Annotated in this window: 21 protein-coding genes; all 21 read left to right on the top strand. The window is 60.0% G+C overall.

The annotated features are described in order from the left end of the window. The first annotated feature begins 69 nt into the window (after positions 1 to 69). Positions 70 to 1,539 carry a DUF935 domain-containing protein gene (locus Dvar_RS34605; protein WP_419657699.1) on the top strand — a complete coding sequence of 490 codons (1,470 nt, stop codon included), beginning with the start codon at positions 70 to 72 and terminating at the stop codon, positions 1,537 to 1,539. Beyond that, a complete protein-coding gene (locus tag Dvar_RS34600; protein ID WP_419657698.1) occupies positions 1,529 to 2,434 on the top strand; it encodes a phage minor head protein in 906 nt (301 codons plus the stop codon). Before Dvar_RS34605 ends, Dvar_RS34600 begins: the two co-directional genes overlap by 11 nt. A gap of 83 nt (positions 2,435 to 2,517) precedes the next feature. Further along, on the top strand, positions 2,518 to 3,528 hold the full coding sequence (locus Dvar_RS34595; RefSeq protein WP_419657696.1) for a phage protease: 1,011 nt from the start codon (positions 2,518 to 2,520) through the stop codon (positions 3,526 to 3,528). A 30-nt stretch (positions 3,529 to 3,558) separates the two neighbouring features. Then, positions 3,559 to 3,951, top strand: a complete 393-nt coding sequence (locus Dvar_RS34590; RefSeq protein ID WP_419657695.1) for a hypothetical protein — start codon at positions 3,559 to 3,561, stop codon at positions 3,949 to 3,951. A gap of 50 nt (positions 3,952 to 4,001) precedes the next feature. Beyond that, entirely contained in the window at positions 4,002 to 4,922 is a 921-nt protein-coding gene (locus Dvar_RS34585; RefSeq protein WP_419657693.1) for a Mu-like prophage major head subunit gpT family protein, read from the top strand. A 63-nt stretch (positions 4,923 to 4,985) separates the two neighbouring features. Then, positions 4,986 to 5,273, top strand: coding sequence for an HI1506-related protein (locus tag Dvar_RS34580; protein WP_419657691.1), 288 nt, complete (start codon positions 4,986 to 4,988; stop codon positions 5,271 to 5,273). Between the two features lie 3 nt (positions 5,274 to 5,276). After that, the gene (locus Dvar_RS34575; RefSeq protein WP_419657689.1) at positions 5,277 to 5,699 is read left to right on the top strand and encodes a gp436 family protein; all 423 of its coding nucleotides are present in this window, start codon (positions 5,277 to 5,279) and stop codon (positions 5,697 to 5,699) included. Continuing rightward, positions 5,696 to 6,235 (top strand): phage virion morphogenesis protein, encoded by a 540-nt coding sequence (locus Dvar_RS34570; protein ID WP_419657688.1) that lies wholly within the window; start codon positions 5,696 to 5,698, stop codon positions 6,233 to 6,235. Before Dvar_RS34575 ends, Dvar_RS34570 begins: the two co-directional genes overlap by 4 nt. Then, on the top strand, positions 6,232 to 6,774 hold the full coding sequence (locus tag Dvar_RS34565; RefSeq protein WP_419657687.1) for a hypothetical protein: 543 nt from the start codon (positions 6,232 to 6,234) through the stop codon (positions 6,772 to 6,774). Before Dvar_RS34570 ends, Dvar_RS34565 begins: the two co-directional genes overlap by 4 nt. Positions 6,775 to 6,788: 14 nt before the next feature. Then, positions 6,789 to 9,020: a hypothetical protein gene (locus Dvar_RS34560; protein WP_419657686.1), complete on the top strand. Its 2,232-nt coding sequence runs from the start codon at positions 6,789 to 6,791 to the stop codon at positions 9,018 to 9,020. Between the two features lie 13 nt (positions 9,021 to 9,033). Further along, entirely contained in the window at positions 9,034 to 9,372 is a 339-nt protein-coding gene (locus Dvar_RS34555; RefSeq protein WP_419657684.1) for a hypothetical protein, read from the top strand. Next, on the top strand, positions 9,369 to 9,752 hold the full coding sequence (locus tag Dvar_RS34550) for a hypothetical protein (RefSeq protein WP_419657682.1): 384 nt from the start codon (positions 9,369 to 9,371) through the stop codon (positions 9,750 to 9,752). The genes Dvar_RS34555 and Dvar_RS34550 overlap by 4 nt, the downstream gene beginning before the upstream one ends. 66 nt (positions 9,753 to 9,818) lie before the next feature. Then, entirely contained in the window at positions 9,819 to 10,004 is a 186-nt protein-coding gene (locus Dvar_RS34545) for a DUF2635 domain-containing protein (protein WP_419657681.1), read from the top strand. Then, complete coding sequence (locus Dvar_RS34540) at positions 10,001 to 11,467, top strand: phage tail sheath subtilisin-like domain-containing protein (protein WP_419657679.1); 1,467 nt, start codon at positions 10,001 to 10,003, stop codon at positions 11,465 to 11,467. Before Dvar_RS34545 ends, Dvar_RS34540 begins: the two co-directional genes overlap by 4 nt. Before the next feature lie 38 nt (positions 11,468 to 11,505). Then, positions 11,506 to 11,868, top strand: coding sequence for a phage tail tube protein (locus tag Dvar_RS34535; protein WP_419657677.1), 363 nt, complete (start codon positions 11,506 to 11,508; stop codon positions 11,866 to 11,868). Continuing rightward, positions 11,868 to 12,212, top strand: coding sequence for a phage tail assembly protein (locus tag Dvar_RS34530; RefSeq protein WP_419657675.1), 345 nt, complete (start codon positions 11,868 to 11,870; stop codon positions 12,210 to 12,212). Before Dvar_RS34535 ends, Dvar_RS34530 begins: the two co-directional genes overlap by 1 nt. A gap of 136 nt (positions 12,213 to 12,348) precedes the next feature. Continuing rightward, on the top strand, positions 12,349 to 14,121 hold the full coding sequence (locus Dvar_RS34525; RefSeq protein ID WP_419657673.1) for a phage tail tape measure protein: 1,773 nt from the start codon (positions 12,349 to 12,351) through the stop codon (positions 14,119 to 14,121). Continuing rightward, on the top strand, positions 14,121 to 15,338 hold the full coding sequence (locus Dvar_RS34520) for a DNA circularization protein (RefSeq protein WP_419657672.1): 1,218 nt from the start codon (positions 14,121 to 14,123) through the stop codon (positions 15,336 to 15,338). The genes Dvar_RS34525 and Dvar_RS34520 overlap by 1 nt, the downstream gene beginning before the upstream one ends. Next, on the top strand, positions 15,331 to 16,368 hold the full coding sequence (locus Dvar_RS34515; protein ID WP_419657671.1) for a phage baseplate assembly protein: 1,038 nt from the start codon (positions 15,331 to 15,333) through the stop codon (positions 16,366 to 16,368). Before Dvar_RS34520 ends, Dvar_RS34515 begins: the two co-directional genes overlap by 8 nt. Continuing rightward, a complete protein-coding gene (locus Dvar_RS34510; protein WP_419657670.1) occupies positions 16,362 to 17,057 on the top strand; it encodes a phage baseplate assembly protein V in 696 nt (231 codons plus the stop codon). Before Dvar_RS34515 ends, Dvar_RS34510 begins: the two co-directional genes overlap by 7 nt. 9 nt (positions 17,058 to 17,066) lie before the next feature. Further along, on the top strand, positions 17,067 to 17,612 hold the full coding sequence (locus tag Dvar_RS34505; protein WP_419657669.1) for a phage GP46 family protein: 546 nt from the start codon (positions 17,067 to 17,069) through the stop codon (positions 17,610 to 17,612). Positions 17,613 to 17,614 lie beyond the last annotated feature (2 nt).

The following is a 17,614-nucleotide window of genomic DNA, read 5'->3' as shown; positions in this document are numbered from 1 at the left end:
GACGCGTACGGCCGGCCGATCAAAACGCAGGACCTGACCCGCGAGCACGCGGCGCCGACATTGACCGGCGTGCGCACGATCTGGAACGAAACCGTGGCTGGCGGCCTGACGCCCATGCGCCTGGCGGCAGTGCTACGCGACGCAGCCGACGGCGATCACGACACTTACCTGACCCTGGCCGAGGAAATGGAAGAGCGGGATCTGCACTACGCCTGTGAGCTGTCCAAGCGCAAACTGGCCGTGTCCCGGCTGCCGATCACGGTAGAATCCTACAGCGACGCATCCAAAGACGTGGAGATGGCCGACGCGGTGCGAGACATCGTGAGAAAACCGGGGTTCCGCAACCTGCTCAAGGACATGCTGGACGCCCTGGGCAAGGGTTTTTCCGTCTGCGAGATCATGTGGGACCGCAGCAGCAAGCGCTGGACACCGGCCGGATACGAATGGCGCGATCCTCATTTTTTCCTCTTCGACCACGTGTCATTGTCCAAGATCCGCCTGCGCGACGAGGAAAACATGGCCGAAGGCATCGACCTGGCGGCCTACAAGTTTATCCGCCATCTCCCGCGCATCAAGAGCGGCATCCCCATCCGGGGCGGCATCGCCCGCATCGCGGCCTGGGCCTGGATGTGCAAGGGATACACGATCAAGGACTGGCTGGCCTTCGCCGAGGTGTTCGGCATGCCTTTGCGGTTAGGAAAATACCAGGCCGGCGCCAGCGAGGACGATAAGGCCGTGCTGCGCATGGCAGTGGCCAACCTGGGCAGCGATGCCGCTGCCATTTTCCCAGCCTCCATGGAAGTGGAGCTGGTGGAGGCGGCCAAGGCCGGCAGCACCGACTTTTTTCAGCTGCTGGCTGATTACCTGGACGCCCAGGTGTCGCGCGGCATCCTGGGGCAGACGGCCACCACCCAGGGCACGCCCGGGAAACTCGGCAACGAGGAGGCCCAGAAGGAAGTCCGCGAGGACATCCGCGACGACGACGCCGAGCAGTTGGAAGCGACCCTGGGCCGCGACCTGGTCAAACCGTTTATCGATCTCAACTTCGGCCCCCAGGAAAACTATCCGGAAGTCCAGCTGCGCATGGCCGAGAAGGAAGACGTCGTTGCCCTGTCCGACTCCCTGGCCAAGCTGGTGCCCCTGGGCCTGCGTGTGGAACAAAGCGTGATCCGCGACAAGCTGGGCCTGCCTGATCCGGACGATGATGCCGAGATCCTCACCGCTCCGGGTGTGTCAACACAGGTTGAAGAGGCAATAAATCACGCATTGAAGGTGGCCGGCCGGTCGCCTCTACGGGCTGCATTGAACCGTGAGGATGATATCGACCGGTACGCCGAGGAGGCCCTGGACGAATGGCAGCCTGTCATGCGGCCCCTGGTGGATCCAATCCGCGAGGCCCTGGAGGCATCGGCGGACGCGGCCGATTTCCAGGCCCGCCTGGCCGGCATCTTTGAGAATCAGAATCCGGAATCGCTGGTCGACAGCCTGGCCGAGGCCCTGTTCCGCGCACGCCTGAAGGGGGCCGAGAATGTTGATTAAAGGCCCCGGACCTATACCATCCGACGCCCTGCAGTATTTCAAGGCCAAGGTTTCAAAACCAGAATTCGACTGGCGCGACATCTGGCGCGAGGAACACGCACACGCCTTTACCGTGGCCAAGGCCACCCAGCTTGACGTGTTGGACAGTATTCGCGAGGCCCTGGACAAGGCCCTGGCCGAGGGGCGGACCTACCGCCAATTCGCCAGGGAGCTGACGCCGGAGCTGCAGCGCATGGGCTGGTGGGGCAAAGCCATCATGGAGGATCCGCTCACCGGAGAAGTCAAAGGCGTGCAACTGGGCAGCCCCCGGCGGCTGAAAACCATCTACCGGGCCAACATGCGCACGGCCCGCGCGGCCGGCCAGTGGCAGCGCGCCCAGCGCACCAAAAAGGCCCTGCCGTACCTGATCTACGAACTCGGCCCCAGCCGCGAGCACCGCGCCGAGCATGAGGCCTGGCACGGCACCCTGTTGCCCGTCGACGATCCATGGTGGGACACCCACATGCCGCCCAACGGCTGGGGCTGCAAGTGCCGGGTGCGACAGGTCACCCAACGGGAGTATGACCGGCTGGTTAAAAACGGCACGCCAGCGCCAGGCCGTGCCCAGGTCATCGATTCGGATACCGGGCTGCCCACCGGACACCGGGAAGAGAAGACCACCCCGGTGAAGACCACGGCCCCAGCAATCCACCACGTGGCCTGGAAAAACAAGCGCACCGGCGTCACCGAAATGGTGCCCGAAGGCATCGATCCGGGATGGGACACCAACCCCGGCAAGGCCAGGCAGCAAAACCTTGAAGAAGTGCTGGCTGGAAAGCTGGCCGGCATGCCCAGGGAAGTCGTCGCCGTGGCGAAGAGAGACATTGATTTCTATCAAAACCGGGCGAGCGCCTGAGAAGCCTAAAATTGAACGATCTCGAATTTTACGCCTAACGGGTCGCACCAAGGCTCGAGCGTTAAATGTGGAGGAATTTAAAGATGGTTTTAATACGGTTTATGAGTATGGCGCTGAACGCTGAAAGCATTTCTGACGCGTGCGAGCATGTGGCGCTGAATTTCCAGCTCCCGGACGGCGATCCTCCGGAATGGCTTGAGCTGATCCCTGCCGACAGACTGGTGAGAGGTCGCGACGGCCGCCAGTGGTTGAACGACGTCCCTGAATCGATCCTGACCGCCTTCAACGCAGATGGGAGAGATATCGTTTTCGACATTGAGCACGCCACGGAGATCAAGGCGCCCATCGGAGAAGAAGCCCCAGCCGTTGGATGGATCGACAAACTGGAAATGCGTGACGGCGCCGTCTGGGGGCATGTCTCATGGAACGGCGAAGGCCGTGATCACATTGCCAACCGCCGGTACCGATACTACAGCCCGGCGTTCGCATACGAGAAGGACACACTTCGCATCCGCAAGCTGTCCAGTGTCGCGTTGACCAACAAACCCAATTTGCGCCTGAAGGCGTTAAACCATCAGCAAACACAGGAGGAAAACACCATGTGGAAGAGACTTTTAAAGGCCCTGGGGCTTTCCGAGGACGCCACCGAAGATCAGGCGCTCAATGCCGTATCAAAGCTGCAAAGCGATCTTGAAGTCGCCACCAACCGTGCCGAAACGCCTGACCTGGCCAAATTTGTCCCGCGCGCAGACTACGACGCTGCGCTGGCCCGTGCCACCAATGCGGAGAAAACGCTGGCGGACAAGGAAAAGGAAGTTCTCGAAAGCGAGATCACCGAAACGGTCGACGCGGCGCTCAAGGCGGGCAAGATCACCCCGGCCACAAGGGACTACTACACGGCCATGTGCCGGCAGGAGAACGGGCTTGTCGAGTTCAAGAAGTTCCTGGAATCCGCACCGGTGATCGGCGACCCGTCCGGGTTGGACGGAAAGCGGCCCCCGGCGGACGATGGAAAGGCCCTGAACACCGAGCAAAAGATGATCGCGGAGATGTTCGGCAACAGCGCCGAGGATATCGCCAATTACGGAAAATAGTTGCACCAAAAATAATCAAGGAGAGAAATCATGGCCGAGAGAAATACACACTTCAAGGACGGGCAGCTGCTGCCGTTTAAACTGGCGGCGGCGACTGAAATCGAAGCCGGCAATATGGCGGCGCTCAATGCTGACGGGTATGCGGTCATGGCGTCGGATACGGCGTCCATCGTCGTGGCCGGCGTGGCCGACGAAACCGTGGACAATACGTCCGGCGCCGATGGGGACAAGATTATCCGCGTGCGCCGGAAAAAGGTGTTCAAATTCAAAAACTCGTCCACCTCCGCTGTAACCCAGGCTCAAGTAGGATCCAATGTCTACGTGGAGGATAGCGAGACCGTGGCATCCGCCACGACCAACAGCATCGTGGCCGGTGTGTGCATGGGCGTGGACACCGACGGCGTGTGGGTCGAAATCCGATAGCCGTCAACGGCGCATCAACTCGAAGTATCATGGATAAAAGGAGATAAAACATGCTGGTCAATAGAGAAAATCTGTCACAGGTGTTTATTAACTTGAAAACCACTTTCAACAAGGCATTTGACGGCGCCCCGTCCAATTGGGCGCAGACCGCGATGTTGGTTCCGTCGACCGGCGTGCAAAACGACTACGCCTGGCTGGACCGCTTTCCCAAGATGCGGGAGTGGATCGGCGACAAGGTGGTCAAGGCGCTGGCGGCCCAGGGATACACCATCGTCAACAAGGAATGGGAAGCGACCGTTGGCGTGCGGCGGGTCGATATCGAGACTGACAATCTTGGAATCTATGCGCCGATGGCTCAAGATGCCGGATTTTCAGCCAAGCAGTGGCCTGACGAGCTGGTGGCCGCGCTGAAGAACAACGCTTTCAACAGTCTGTGCTATGACGGGCAGTATTTCTACGACACGGACCACCCGGTCAAGGGTGCTGACGGCGTGGAGCAGAGCGTTTCCAACAGGGGCACGGCCGTGCTTTCAAACGCCACCCAGGCTGCCGCGGCGGACGGCTACGGTGCGGCCCACCTGGCAATCATGTCCTTCAAAGACGACGAGGGCCGGCCATTGGGATTGCTCCCCGACACGCTCGAAGTGCCCCCGGCCCTGGCGACCACGGGCCGCATGCTGATGGAAAACGACAAGCTGGCCGACGATACACCCAACCCGTACAAGGGCACGGCCAAGCTGCTGGTCAATCCATGGCTGACCAGCACCACCGCATGGTTCCTTCACGTTACCAACCGCCCCATAAAGCCATACATTTTCCAACGGCGTAAGGCGCCTGTGTTCGTGCAGCAGACGAACATGGACAGCGACAATGTGTTCGATCGCGGTGAGTACAAGTTCGGTGCGGAGTCTTCCGGGAACGGCGGGTATGGGCTGTGGCAGATGAGTTACGGTTCAACCGGACAGGGATGATCAATCATTATCGCATGTAGGGGCGGCCGGCCGGTCGTCCCATAATAAACCCGACAGGAGACCATGATGATCAGAATCACGGCAATGCAGGACGGCTTCAGGCGCTGCGGGATGGCGCATCCCAAGGAGGCCACGGAACATCCGGACGGCACCTTCAGCGATGAACAAATTAAAAAACTCCAGGCCGAGCCCTTGCTGGCGGTGGAAATCGTCCAGGAGCAGGAAATGACCGTCCAGGACATCAAGGACCTTCTCGACGAGATGAAGGTCGACTACCCGGCCGGGGCGAAAAAGGCCGAGCTCAAGGCCATTCTCGACGCCATTAAGGAAAAAAAGGAGAAATCGGAGTAACCCATGGCCTACGCCACCCAGCAGGACATCATCGACCGCTACGGTGAGGAGCAGCTGACCATCGCCTTCGACCGCGACAACGACGGGGCCGTTGACGAGGACGCGGTAACAGCTGCCCTGGCCGATGCATCCGACGAGATCGACGGCTACCTGGCCGGGCGCTACAACCTGCCTCTGGCCGATCCGCCCAGAATTCTCACTTTTCTGGCCGTGGACATCGCGCTTTACAAGGGGTCGGTGGAGACCGTGGTCACGGATGAGCGCCGGCGACGGTACCAGGACGCGGTAACCTACCTGACGCGGGTGGCGGAGGGCAAGATCCGGTTGCTGCCCGACGATCCGAGCGCGCCAATGGGCGGCAGCGGGGCCAGTTTCAGCGCCGGCGACCGTAAGTTTACGCGCGACTCCATGAGGGATCTGCGATGAGCGTGCGTCTGGAATACGACCTTTCCGCCATCAACCGGCTGAACCAGCGCATCGCCAGGCTTGCCGATCTGGACCGGCGCGGCCTGATGCAAACGATCGGTGCTGTTGTAGAATCCCAGACCCGCAAGCGCCTTGCCAACGAGAAACGCTCGCCGGACGGAACACCATGGGAGGCGTGGTCCGAGCAATACGCCGGCACCCGGCATGGCGGCCATGGCCTGCTCGAAGGCGATGGCAATCTGATCGACAGCCTGACCCACGAAGTGTCGGCCGACGCGGTGGAGATCGGCAGCAACCTGATCTATGCGCGCATCCACCAGGATGGATCCGGAGACGAGCCGGTGAACGTGCCGGCCCACCAGCGGCGAATAACCAAAGCATTCGGACGGGATCTGCCTTTTCCGGTATGGGCCAATGTAAAGGCGTATGCCTTCAACCAGAATATTCCGGCCCGGCCGTATCTGGGCCTGTCCGAGGACAACCAGGCCGAGCTGGAAGACGTGATCGAAGATTTTCTATTGGAGGTGCTGAAATGATCCTGGCCGATTTACGCGATGCGATTGTTTCCGGTATCGGCACCGGGATTTCCTCCCTGCGCGAAGTCAAGAGCCATGGCGGGCGGTTCACGCTCGCGGAGATCAAGGCCATCGCGGCACGCAGCCCGTCGGTGCGCGTGGCCTGCCTGGGGATAACGGGCATTGAACAGGCATCTATTGGCATCCAAGCCGACGTGATGTGGGGTGCGTTCGTGGTCTGCGGTGACCAGGCGGAGGCGCCGCGCGACAGTCTGGCGCTGGATCTGGTGACCGGCCTGGCCGCCATCATTCCCACGGCCACATGGGGATTGGATGAGCGTGTCGACGGCGCCAGCCAGGTGCGGGCGGACAATCTTTTCTCGCGGGACATCGACAGGATCGGCGTGGCCCTGTGGGCCGTGACCTGGCGCCACAAGGTGGATATCGACCCGACCGATATCAGCAGCCTGGATGATTTCCTGCGTGCCCATGTGGACTGGGACATTGACCAGGACGGCGAGACCGATGCGAGCGACATCATCTCGCTGCCGGCCGACTAACATGTGAGGAGAAAATGAGACGTTTAAGCATCATTATCGGTTTGATCCTGGCCATGCTCATCGCGGCCGCGTCCATCTGTCACGCCGATTCGGCAATATCCTACCCGTTGGTGGAATCGCCGGACGGGAGCGAGCATATTTTAGCGCTCCAAAACCCGACCAGCAATCAATGGCGAATTATCCGGATTCCATCCTCGGAGTTTGAAGGTGAAGGGGGCAGTCAGGATTACACGGAAATTATCGCAGCGCTTAATGAGCAGGGAATCTATCCCGGAGAAATCGTTTTCACGACCACTGGCTCTGCGTTTGCACCAACCATTGTACTCAATGGTGCGGCAACCGTTGAATGGACTTTCTCCGATGGTACAACGTCCGATTCAACCACACCGACCGTCGATTTCGGGTCGGCTTCCACCAGACAGCAGCGTCTCAAGGTAACACCGTGGGCAAACCTTTATCGTATCAATATCGGATACGCGGGCGCTGACGGTGGTGCCTCAACCGACGCATTGGGCAATACATTTGAACAGGTGGCTTCACAGCCGGTTACGGCGATCACTAACCTGGATTTGGTACAGGATAGCCTGGTGTATCTGGCTGCATGCGGCTGCCCCATCACATCGTTGGATGTCCGAAATTTTACCGCCCTGCACACGCTCGAATTTTACGATTGTGACGACCTTGTGGCAGCGGATATTTACGGAACATCCAACCTGCGAAGGGCCTGTTTCGAACACAGTCCGGTCGGTTTTCTCGATTTCTCGGCTTCACCACTGATGGAGGATGTGCGCGGATCCTACTGCGATCTGACGGAAATCAGATGGGGAACGACTGGACAGCATCTATGGCATATGTGTGTTCGTGAAAACGACGGCACGCTTGATCCGTCCACATGGCCGGACATGGAGCAGTTCCCCGTTTTGGAGGATATGTGGATATCCGGCAATGGATTGACGGGCGACCTGAGTATCACATCGACCTCGATTACATCCGCATGGCTCTACGACAATGATTTTTCAACCATCGATCTGTCCGGCGCGTTTCCCAGCGGCACCCACTATGTCGACGCCTATGATAACCCGAATTGCACAACGATCACCATCGACAATTGCCCTGGATTGACCGAACTGGATGCCAGCGGGTGCGCGCTTACCCAGACCAACATCGATTACATTCTGGCAACGCTGGATGCCAATGGCGCCAGCAATGGCGAAGTGGATCTGTCCGGCGGAACCTCTTCTTCTCCTTCAACTGCGGGTTTGACTTCCCAGGCAAATTTGGAAGGCAAAGGGTGGACGGTGACCGTCAATGGGTCGGCCACACCCAACCTGTCTTCGGCTGCCATAGGGTCTGACGGCACAACGTGGACGTTGGTATTTTCCGAGGCGGTTACCATCGGAAGCGGCGGCAGCGGAGGCTTCTCGGTCACCATGACCAATGCCGGCGCCATTACGCTCACTTATTCTTCCGGAGACGGCACAAGCACGCTGGTCTACACCGGAGATGTCACGGTTCAAAGTGGTGATACCGTATCCAGCGGGCTGGATTACACCCAACCCGGCGATGGCATCGAGGATGCCGATGGTAACGACCTGGCTACATTTACCGGGGCAAGCGTGAGCAACAATTCTACTCAAGGTGCATCATCAAGTCTATCGATCGTGCAATACAACAGGACAACAGATTTTTCGTCGGCTGAAGGATCTTTGGACGCACCTGCGATGACTTTCACTGCCGGTAATGTGGTAGCAGTTTTTGCAGCCTGTTATAGCGGATCTGTTACAGGCATTAGTGATACAGAGGGCAATACTTATACCGCAATTTCAGGGACATCTGTTACTAATCAAGTCCATGGTGTCTGGTATTATGCAGTTGCGTCAACGTCCAATGAAAATACTGTCACAATGGCTAATAGTGGCAGATATAGAAGCATCGAAGTGTTTGAGCTGTCTGGCGTAGATACATCTAACCCCATAGATGTTACCGGCACACTGTCTTCAGAAAATGAGATTTCGTACACCACAAGCGCCGCAAATGAGATCCTGCTTATCGGTGGGCATAATGACTATGGTGGCGCATGCTATGTGACTGAGGATTGGACCTGGCTTTATGACGGTGAGTCCACTTTTGGAAGACCCGTTGCTTATAAAATCAACAGTGCAACTGAATCTTCAAGTGTAACATTGTCAACCGATGGAACACTGTGGATTCAATCATTAGTAGGTTTTGTTGGAACAACCCAATAATGCATTCTTGGTGATGAAGATTAAAACGCTTTTTATCACGGCCTTGCTGGCCCTGTTATCGATCATGGCACACGGCGCATCTGTAATGCTTTGTTGGGATCCCAACAATCCGGCGCCGGAGGGATACCGGGTTTTCATCCGGCTTGAAGGCGATGCCTACGACTACACCCAGCCGGCCTGGCAGGGCGCCGAAAACAATGTTGTGCTGGGCGGTCCCCTGTTCGGACAAACGCATTATTACGTTGTGCGTGCCTACGATGGAAACCTGGAAAGCGTGGATTCGAACGAAGTGAGCTACACCAACACGTCGGTGTCGATCCCAAAAATCACGCATATCGGAGGAAATTCATGAAAGGGAATTTCATCTTTTTATTGGCGGTTCTGTTGTTGAGCGCCGTGCCGGCCATGGCGGCCAACAGGGTGCAGTTGGAGTGGGATTTTTCCTTTGACGAGGAGAGCAACATCAGCGGGTTTTCAATTTATATGCGAACCGATGGCGGTGAGTATCCCGATGATCCGGTTGCAACGCCTGCGGCGGATGAACGCCTGGCGGAGATCCCAGGCCTCGACGACGGCACGTACTGGTTCTGCATTGCGGCCGTGATTTCGGTCAACGGGACGGAGTCGTCCAGATCCGGCGAAGCCGGCATCACCTTTGACAATGGAGAAATCTCATACCCTTTTTCGGTAACGTCCCCGACGATTCTGCGGATTCAGGGGACGCCGGAATAAGCATCTCCGGCACTGCGGATGATGCCGGCTGCTTTATCGAAACCATCGTAACGCACGGAGGATTACATGAACACCATTCGCGTCAAACCGGCCAAGGGCATGCGGATCAGACGGATCGAAAAGCCAGGAGAATTCCTGCCCGAGACCGCCATCGATGTTCCGGCCAGACAGTACTATCTGCGCCGGATCCGTGAGGGCTCGCTGGAGCGGGTGAACCTGAAAACCGCCAAGAAAAAGGAGACCAGTAAATGAGCGTATCCTTCAACACCATACCGTCCACGCTGCGCGTGCCTCTGGCATACATTGAGTTCGACAACACGCGGGCGCTGCTGGGCACGCCCGACATACCCTACAAAATCCTGGTACTGGGGCAGATGCTGTCCGGCGGATCGGCAGCCGTGGAAACGCCGGTGCGCATCACCAGTTATGACCAGGCCGAAGCCCTGTTCGGCCGGGGATCCCAGCTGGCGGGCATGTTCGCCGTGCTCAAGGGCAATAACCGGTACACCGAAAGCTGGGCCATCCCGCTTGAGGACGATGATGCCGGCGTGGCCGCCACGGGGACCATCACCTTCAGCGGGTTGCCCACCACCAGCGGGATCATCTACTGCTACATCGCCGGTACGCGGGTGCGCATATCCATTGCTGCCGGAGACACGCCGGCGGTGATTGCCACGGCCCTGGCAGCTGCGATCAACGCCGATACCAGCCTGCCGGTAACGGCTGCGGCGGCCGAGGGCGTGGTTACACTTACATCCCGCAACATGGGCGAATGGTGCAACGACATCGACATCCGCATCAATTACTACCAGGGCGAGACCCTGCCCAGCGGCCTGACGGCAGCCGTGGTGCAGATGGCATCGGGCGCCGGCAACCCGGACATCACCAACGCCATCGCGGCCATGGGGGATGAGTGGTACCAGGCCATTGTCATGCCATACACGGACGCGGCCAACATGACCCTCTTGGAAACCGAGCTGTCCGACCGGTTCGGCGGCACGCGCCAGATAGACGGCATTGCATATTGCGCCTATCGCGGCACGCACAGCGTCACGGGGACCTACGGCAATGGCCGCAACTCGCCGCACGTGACCTGCATGGGCACCGGCGACAGCCCCATGCCGGCTTATCTGTGGGCCTCGGCCTATGCCGGCCAGGCGGCGGCCGCGCTTTCCACGGACCCGGCCCGGCCGCTGCAGACCCTGGTGATGAACGGCATCCTGCCGCCAATGGAGGCCGACCGCTGGACCATGGAAGAACGCAATCTGCTGCTCTACGACGGTATCGCCACCACCATGGTGGACAGCGGCGGTCAGGTGCGCATCGAGCGTGAGGTGAGCATGTACCAGACCAACGCCTTTGGTGTGGACGATCCCAGCTATCTGGACATCACCACCCAGGCCACGCTCAGCTATCTGCGGTACAGCGTGCGTGCGCGCATTACCAATAAATACCCGCGTCATAAGCTGGCCGACGATGGCACCAACTTCGGACCGGGCCAGGCCATCGTCACCCCGTCCACGCTGCGTGCCGAGCTTATCGCCCTGGCCCTGGAATGGGAAAGAGACGGCCTGGTGGAAAATCTCGATCAGTACAAGCAGGATCTGATTGTCGAGCGCAACGATAGCGACCGCAACCGCGCCGACCTGATGATCCCGCCCGACATCGTCAACCAGCTGAGAATTTTCGCGGCCAAGGTGCAGTTTATTCTGTAGGGGCAAGTCGCCCCATGCGACGCATATAGGAGGTCGAAATGGCCAAGTTATTAGGCAAGTTTGTCATTAAGGTGGACGGGGCCCAGCTGCAGTCCCTGCCCGGGGCAAGCCTGGACATCGGCGGGAGTGAACGGACCACCGTTGTGGGCGCCAACAAGGTGGAAGGCAATTATGAGACGCCCAAGCAAAGCCGGGCGGAATGCGAGATCCCTGTCGGAAAAGAAACAAGCCTGGCAAAGATGCGCGATTGGGATGATGTCACGCTATCGTTCGAGTGCGACACCGGCCAGCAGTACGTTGTCCAGGGCGCATGGTTGACCAATACCCCGAAAATGACCGCCAGCGAAGGTGGTCGCATACCGCTTGAGTTCGAAGGCCCGCCCGCTGAGGAGATGCTCTGATGGCTACGATGAATGTTGATCTGACCAGGGGCCTGACCATTGGCGAGAAAACGCACACAACGGCCACGATACGGGAAGCCACGGCCGCCGACCTGATCGATGCCACCGACGAGAGCGAGAAGATCGTCAAGACGCCTGACGGGTACCAGCTGATAGCTAGCCCGACACAGGTGGGCCTCAACACCCTGCGCCGCCAGATCGTTAGCGTGGGCGACTACAAGGGACCGCTTTCCATGGCCGAGCTGAAAAAGCTCAGTGCCACGGACCTGTCCCTGCTCCAGGAAACGGCGCAGGCCATGGACGCGGTGACCATGGCGGAGATCACCGACCGGGGGCGAGATTAGGCAGGCGGTGGATAACACGGTGGCACCCGGCCTGCTGATTCTGGCCGCCCGCACCGGGTTCACCCGGTCGGAGCTTATTGGTCTGTCATTGAGGCGTTTTTTAACTACCCTTCAATTCTTTTTAAAGCGCGATTAAATGGGCGATTTAAGAACATCCATTCTCCTCAATCTTTCGGGCAACCTGCAGTCCCGCGCCCGGCAGTTCACCAACGGCTTGGACCGCTTGGGGCGCCGGGGATCGGCCAGCATGCGTCTGCTGGGCCGGGGCGTGGCCGTGGCCGGCCGTGGGCTGGCCCGCCTGGGGAATCGCTACACCGCATTGATCACCGGGGCAGCTGGTATCGGCGCCATCCGCCAGGTGGGGAATCTGGAAGAACGGCTGACCCGGCTGGGGATCCAGGCCGATGTGGGCGAGGAAAAAATCGACGGCCTGAAAAATCGGATTTTCGAGGTAGCCAAGGCCCCGGACATCCGTGTCGATCCGGGCCAGATCCTGTCCGCAGTCGAGGAGATCATCGAGAAAACCGGCGACCTGAAATTCGCCGAGGAGAACATCCGCAACATCGGCCTGGCCATATCGGCAACAGGCGCGGAAGGTCTCTCCATTGGCGGTATTCTGGCCGAATTTCAGAAAATGGAGATGGGCGCCAGGGAGGCCTTCGAAGCCCTGGATATTCTCACCGTGCAGGGCAAACAGGGCGCATTCACCCTTCAGAACCTGGCCGCGCTGGGTCCGCGTGTGGTGACCGCCTACACGGCCATGGGACGCGGCGGCGTGACGGCGATCCGCGAAATGGGCGCCGTACTGCAGGTAATCCGCCAGGGCACCGGGTCGTCCGAGCAGGCCGCGACATCATTCGAGGCTTTGATGCGGGTGCTGGGCGATAAAAAGAAGATCGAACTGTTCCAGAGCGGCGGCATCAAGGTGTTCGATCCGGAGGCGCTGAAGGAAGGGCGCAAGGTGCTCCGGCCGATCAACGAGCTGATGAAAGAGCTGGTCGAGCGCACAAAGGGCGACCGGTCGATCATCCAGCAGGTGCTCGGCGACAGCGAGGCGGTGCGGGCCTTCAACGCGGCTATATCGGAGTTCCTGCGCATCGGCGGCGTGGAGAGTTTGGACCGGTTCTATGGCGTGCAGGCCGACGGCACCACGATCACCAGGGATTCGATCCGGGCTGCCAAAACGTTCAATGCCGCGCTTCGTGGCCTTTATACGGTCTGGCATAAATTCTCTGACGACCAGCTAACCGAACCGATCAAAAAGCTGACCGAGTACCTGGACGGCCTGAAGCCTGGCACGGTGGAGCGCTGGCTGGAGCTGGGCAAGAATATCGGCATGATCGGTGGGGGGCTGGTGGCAGCGCAAAAACTGGGTGTTTTCAAGCTGGGCAAAAAACTTCTCTCCCGAGGCAAGAAGGGCGCCATGTCGAGCGCCGGTGAGCTGGGGGCAGGACGGTTCGGTGACGCCGTGCCGGTATATGTGGTCAATGGCCCGGCATCCATATGGAACCCGGACGCACCTGGCAGCAAGCCCGGGAAAGCATCCCCCTCGAAGACATCAAGACCAGGCGGCCTGGGGACGGGTGCAAAAGTTTTAGGCGCCATGACGCAAATCGGCGCCACCGTGGTGGCGTTTGACATGGCCAAGGATTTCGCCAGATCCCAGGTCGACAAGCGCCTGTCCGACTATGACCTGGAAACCCTGGCCAACACGATGAACAAATGGGCAAAATTGGGATCGACGCACATGTACGAGTACCGTCAGGCCAAGACCAGACTCAAGGACGCACAGATGCGCGGTGAGCTCAAAATCAGCATTGACCCGCGCGGGTTCGTCACCGTCGATAAACTTCAAGGAGAAAACCTCGACATGGACTTTGACAGCGGAAGGATGATGGTGGCCCACTGATGAGCTGGAAAGATTCTCTGCTTGCCGGATCGTTTCGCGAGGTGCCGTTCGTCACCGAATCGACCGACGGCGAGATCGGACGGCGCACGGCCCTGCACGAGTTTCCCCTGCGCGATAAGCCCTATGCCGAGGACCTGGGCCGCAAGGCCCGGCGTTTCTCGATGACCATCTATGTCATCGGCGCCGACTATATGTCCGCCAGGGATGCGCTGATCGCCGCGTTCGAGGAGCCCGGACCTGGCAAGCTGATCCACCCCTACCTGGGAGAGTTGACCGTTACGGCCACCGAGGTGCGCGGCCCGCGAGAAAGCACCCGCGAGGGCGGCATGGCGCGGTTTTCCGTGACCTTTGCCGAATCCGGAGACAAGGTTTTTCCGAAAGCCACGGCCGACACCACCCAGGCTGTGGATGATGACGCCCAAGTGACCGCGTATTACACCAAACGTGAGTTCTCTCAAAATTTCGATGCGTCCTCTCCAGGGTACGTCATGGACAACGCCCAATCACTGGTTTCAAGAGTCGCCGATAAAATCGATGCCGTTCGGCGATTGATTCCCAGCGTGCCGGAGATGGTTACGGATTTTGTGGACGATCTTCAATCGCTTGCTCAATCGGCGGAGTCGCTGATTCGCGCACCGGCGGATCTGGCGGCGGACATTTACGGTATCGTGGCGGACATCGCCGGCCTGCCGGACCGCATCGAGCGTGCCCTGGACGCCTACGGCCAGCTGGCCGACCTGTTCAGCGACGAGAGGGCCGTGACGGAAACGGTCAGCATAGCCGGTGTGGAATCCGTGGGGTTGACGCGGCAGGCGCGCAACGAGATCGCCATCAACGCCCTGGTCCGGCGTGCGGCCGTGGTCGAGGCGGTCCGCACCACGGCCGGCATCGAATACGAGAGCGTCGATGATGCGGAGACCGACCGGGACACACTGGCGGACCGGCTTGATGCAGAGGCGGAACTGGCCGGTGACGATGCCTGCTTTGTCGCCATTTGCGACCTGCGTGCGGCAATGGTCACCGATTTTACCGCACGCGGCGCGGATCTGGCCAGGGTCGACACCTACACCCCGGCCGCTACACTGCCGGCCCTGGTGATTGCCCAGACCATCTATGGTGACGCCACCGAGGCCGACGCCATCGTCACCCGCAACAACATCGCCCATCCGGGATTTGTCCCCGGCGGGGAGTCCCTGGAGGTGTTGATCGATGACTGATGTAGTGCTGAGCGTTGACGGCCAGGATTACGCCGGGTGGGAGGAAATAAAAATCCGCCGAGGCATCGAGCAGGTGGCCGGGACCTTCGAAGTCACCGTCACCGACCGGTGGGTTGGGCAGGATGATGCCTGGCCGATCATGCACGGCAGTGCGTGCACGCTTTCCGTGGACGGCGTGACGGTCATTACCGGATATGTCGACGAAGTTTTGCCGTTTTTCGATAACGCCCGCCACGGGGTGACCATTGTCGGCCGGGACAAGACCGGCGACCTGGTCGACTGCAGTGCGATCGCGGCCAGCGGGCAGTGGCGCGGCCGCACCCTGCTGCAAGTGGCCACGGACATCGCCCGTCCATTTGGCATATCCGTGCGCACCGAAACCAGCGTGGGCACCAAGTTCAAAACCGCCGCCATCCAGGAAGGCGAGACGGCCTGGGAGGCCATCGAGCGGGCCGCTCGCATGCGCGGCGTGCTGGTGGTGTCCAATGCCCAAGGCGGGCTGATCATCACCCGCGCCGGTACCGACCGCGTGGCCACTTCTCTGGTTCAGGGGCAGAACATCAAGGCTGCTCGCGCCACCTTCAGCATGCGCGACCGTTACAGCCAGTATGTGTGCAAAGGGCAGAATATCGGGTTCGACACCAGCACGGCGGACCAGAACGCCGGGCCTAAAGGCGAAGCCAGCGATAACAACGTCAGCCGGTACCGCCCGCTGATCATCGTGGCTGAGGATATCTCGGATAAAGCAGGTTTGAAGGATCGTGCGCTATGGGAGGCGGCGGTGCGCATGGGACGCAGCGCCCGTCCGCTGATCACCGTGCAGGGCTGGCATCATGCCGATGGCCTGTGGCTGCCCAACACTCTGGTGCGCGTGGAGTGCCCTTACCTGTACCTGGACCGGGACATGCTGATCGTGGCGGTCGCCTACCGGCTGGACAGCAGCGGCACCCATGCGGACATCGAGCTGTGCCGGCCGGAGGCTTTCGAACTGCTGCCGGTGCCGGAGGGCGACGGAGGGTCACCATGGTAGCCCGTGCAATCAATCGCCTGCTGGCCCCGATCGCCCGGCGCGTGCGCCTGATGGCCCGGCGAGCTGTGGTGCGGCTGGTGTATGACGATCCGAGAATGCAGGAACTGCAGCTGGCGATCTTTGCAGGTGAGGTCCGCGACAAGGTGGAGCGCTGGCAGGATTATGGGATGACGAGTCATCCGCACCCTGGTGCCGAGGCTCTGGTGCTGGCTCTTGGTGGGAACACGGATCATGGGGCCACGGTCCGTGTGGATGACCGCCGATATCGGCTGGTGGGCCTATCCCAGGGGGAGGTAGCCATTTACGACGACCAGGGACAGGTTGTCCATTTGATGCGCGACAACACGATCCATGTCTATGGCACCGACCATCTGGTGGCCGATGTGGGCGCGGATGCGGTCATTACTTGCCCGGAGGTTACCGTTACCGCCTCCACCCAGGTCACGCTGGACACGCCGCTGGTGCAGTGCACCCAGAATATGTCCGTTGGCGGCAACCTGTCCGTTACCGGAAACGGGTCTTTTGGCGGCGGCTTGACCATGACCGGCGCCAGCGGCAGTGGCGACATCACCACGCCCGGCAATATCTCCGATGCCACACGCAGCATGGCCGCCGACCGGGCGATCTACAACGGCCATGACCACAACGAAACCGAAAGCGTCACAAGCACACCGAACCAGACCATGTAAGGACAAAGCATGCCGGACCTGGCTCTCATATATAAGGATGGAATTTTCGACCTGGACTTCGCCGGCACGGTCACCGACGAGGGCCTGCGCACGGCCGTGATCATCAGCCTGTTTTCCGACCGGCGTGCCAATGACGCCGACGTACTGCCGGATGGCACCAACGACCGGCGCGGATGGTGGGGGGATGTTTATCCGGACGTGGAGGGCGACCTGATCGGTTCACGCCTGTGGCTGCTGTCTCGCGCCAAGCAGACCAAGGCCAACCTTCGTTTGGCGGAGACTTATGCCCGCGAGGGCTTGCAGTGGATGCTGGATGACGGCGAGATCACCTATCTGGCGGTGACCGCATCTTATCCATACACCGGCGTGCTGTTGTTGAGCCTGCGGCTTCGGGACCGGAGTGGCCAGGAATACGATTACACGGCCGCCGTGTCCGGCACCGGTACGGTGGTCCGCTTTTACCCGTCCGATCTGTCCATTGACGATGAATCGGGCTCGGCGCTCACCGATCAATCGGGATCCGTGATTATGGACAACCACCTGGGGAGGATTTAGCT

The organism is Desulfosarcina variabilis str. Montpellier, from assembly GCF_048565275.1.
Lineage (GTDB): Bacteria > Desulfobacterota > Desulfobacteria > Desulfobacterales > Desulfosarcinaceae > Desulfosarcina > Desulfosarcina variabilis.
The sequence above is the reverse complement of the archived record's forward strand: the minus strand, read 5'-3'. Positions and strand labels throughout refer to the sequence as shown.

What these genes read in the sequence shown, in the direction of transcription:
- Dvar_RS34555 (WP_419657684.1), top strand. Translation starts at nt 9,034, where the DNA reads ATGAAGATTAAAACGCTTTTTATCACGGCCTTGCTGGCCCTGTTATCG.
- Dvar_RS34545 (WP_419657681.1), top strand. Translation starts at nt 9,819, where the DNA reads ATGAACACCATTCGCGTCAAACCGGCCAAGGGCATGCGGATCAGACGG.
- Dvar_RS34565 (WP_419657687.1), top strand. Translation starts at nt 6,232, where the DNA reads ATGATCCTGGCCGATTTACGCGATGCGATTGTTTCCGGTATCGGCACC.
- Dvar_RS34585 (WP_419657693.1), top strand. Translation starts at nt 4,002, where the DNA reads ATGCTGGTCAATAGAGAAAATCTGTCACAGGTGTTTATTAACTTGAAA.
- Dvar_RS34525 (WP_419657673.1), top strand. Translation starts at nt 12,349, where the DNA reads ATGGGCGATTTAAGAACATCCATTCTCCTCAATCTTTCGGGCAACCTG.
- Dvar_RS34505 (WP_419657669.1), top strand. Translation starts at nt 17,067, where the DNA reads ATGCCGGACCTGGCTCTCATATATAAGGATGGAATTTTCGACCTGGAC.
- Dvar_RS34530 (WP_419657675.1), top strand. Translation starts at nt 11,868, where the DNA reads ATGGCTACGATGAATGTTGATCTGACCAGGGGCCTGACCATTGGCGAG.
- Dvar_RS34550 (WP_419657682.1), top strand. Translation starts at nt 9,369, where the DNA reads ATGAAAGGGAATTTCATCTTTTTATTGGCGGTTCTGTTGTTGAGCGCC.
- Dvar_RS34600 (WP_419657698.1), top strand. Translation starts at nt 1,529, where the DNA reads ATGTTGATTAAAGGCCCCGGACCTATACCATCCGACGCCCTGCAGTAT.
- Dvar_RS34580 (WP_419657691.1), top strand. Translation starts at nt 4,986, where the DNA reads ATGATGATCAGAATCACGGCAATGCAGGACGGCTTCAGGCGCTGCGGG.
- Dvar_RS34540 (WP_419657679.1), top strand. Translation starts at nt 10,001, where the DNA reads ATGAGCGTATCCTTCAACACCATACCGTCCACGCTGCGCGTGCCTCTG.
- Dvar_RS34510 (WP_419657670.1), top strand. Translation starts at nt 16,362, where the DNA reads ATGGTAGCCCGTGCAATCAATCGCCTGCTGGCCCCGATCGCCCGGCGC.
- Dvar_RS34595 (WP_419657696.1), top strand. Translation starts at nt 2,518, where the DNA reads ATGGTTTTAATACGGTTTATGAGTATGGCGCTGAACGCTGAAAGCATT.
- Dvar_RS34570 (WP_419657688.1), top strand. Translation starts at nt 5,696, where the DNA reads ATGAGCGTGCGTCTGGAATACGACCTTTCCGCCATCAACCGGCTGAAC.
- Dvar_RS34560 (WP_419657686.1), top strand. Translation starts at nt 6,789, where the DNA reads ATGAGACGTTTAAGCATCATTATCGGTTTGATCCTGGCCATGCTCATC.
- Dvar_RS34590 (WP_419657695.1), top strand. Translation starts at nt 3,559, where the DNA reads ATGGCCGAGAGAAATACACACTTCAAGGACGGGCAGCTGCTGCCGTTT.
- Dvar_RS34515 (WP_419657671.1), top strand. Translation starts at nt 15,331, where the DNA reads ATGACTGATGTAGTGCTGAGCGTTGACGGCCAGGATTACGCCGGGTGG.
- Dvar_RS34520 (WP_419657672.1), top strand. Translation starts at nt 14,121, where the DNA reads ATGAGCTGGAAAGATTCTCTGCTTGCCGGATCGTTTCGCGAGGTGCCG.
- Dvar_RS34575 (WP_419657689.1), top strand. Translation starts at nt 5,277, where the DNA reads ATGGCCTACGCCACCCAGCAGGACATCATCGACCGCTACGGTGAGGAG.
- Dvar_RS34535 (WP_419657677.1), top strand. Translation starts at nt 11,506, where the DNA reads ATGGCCAAGTTATTAGGCAAGTTTGTCATTAAGGTGGACGGGGCCCAG.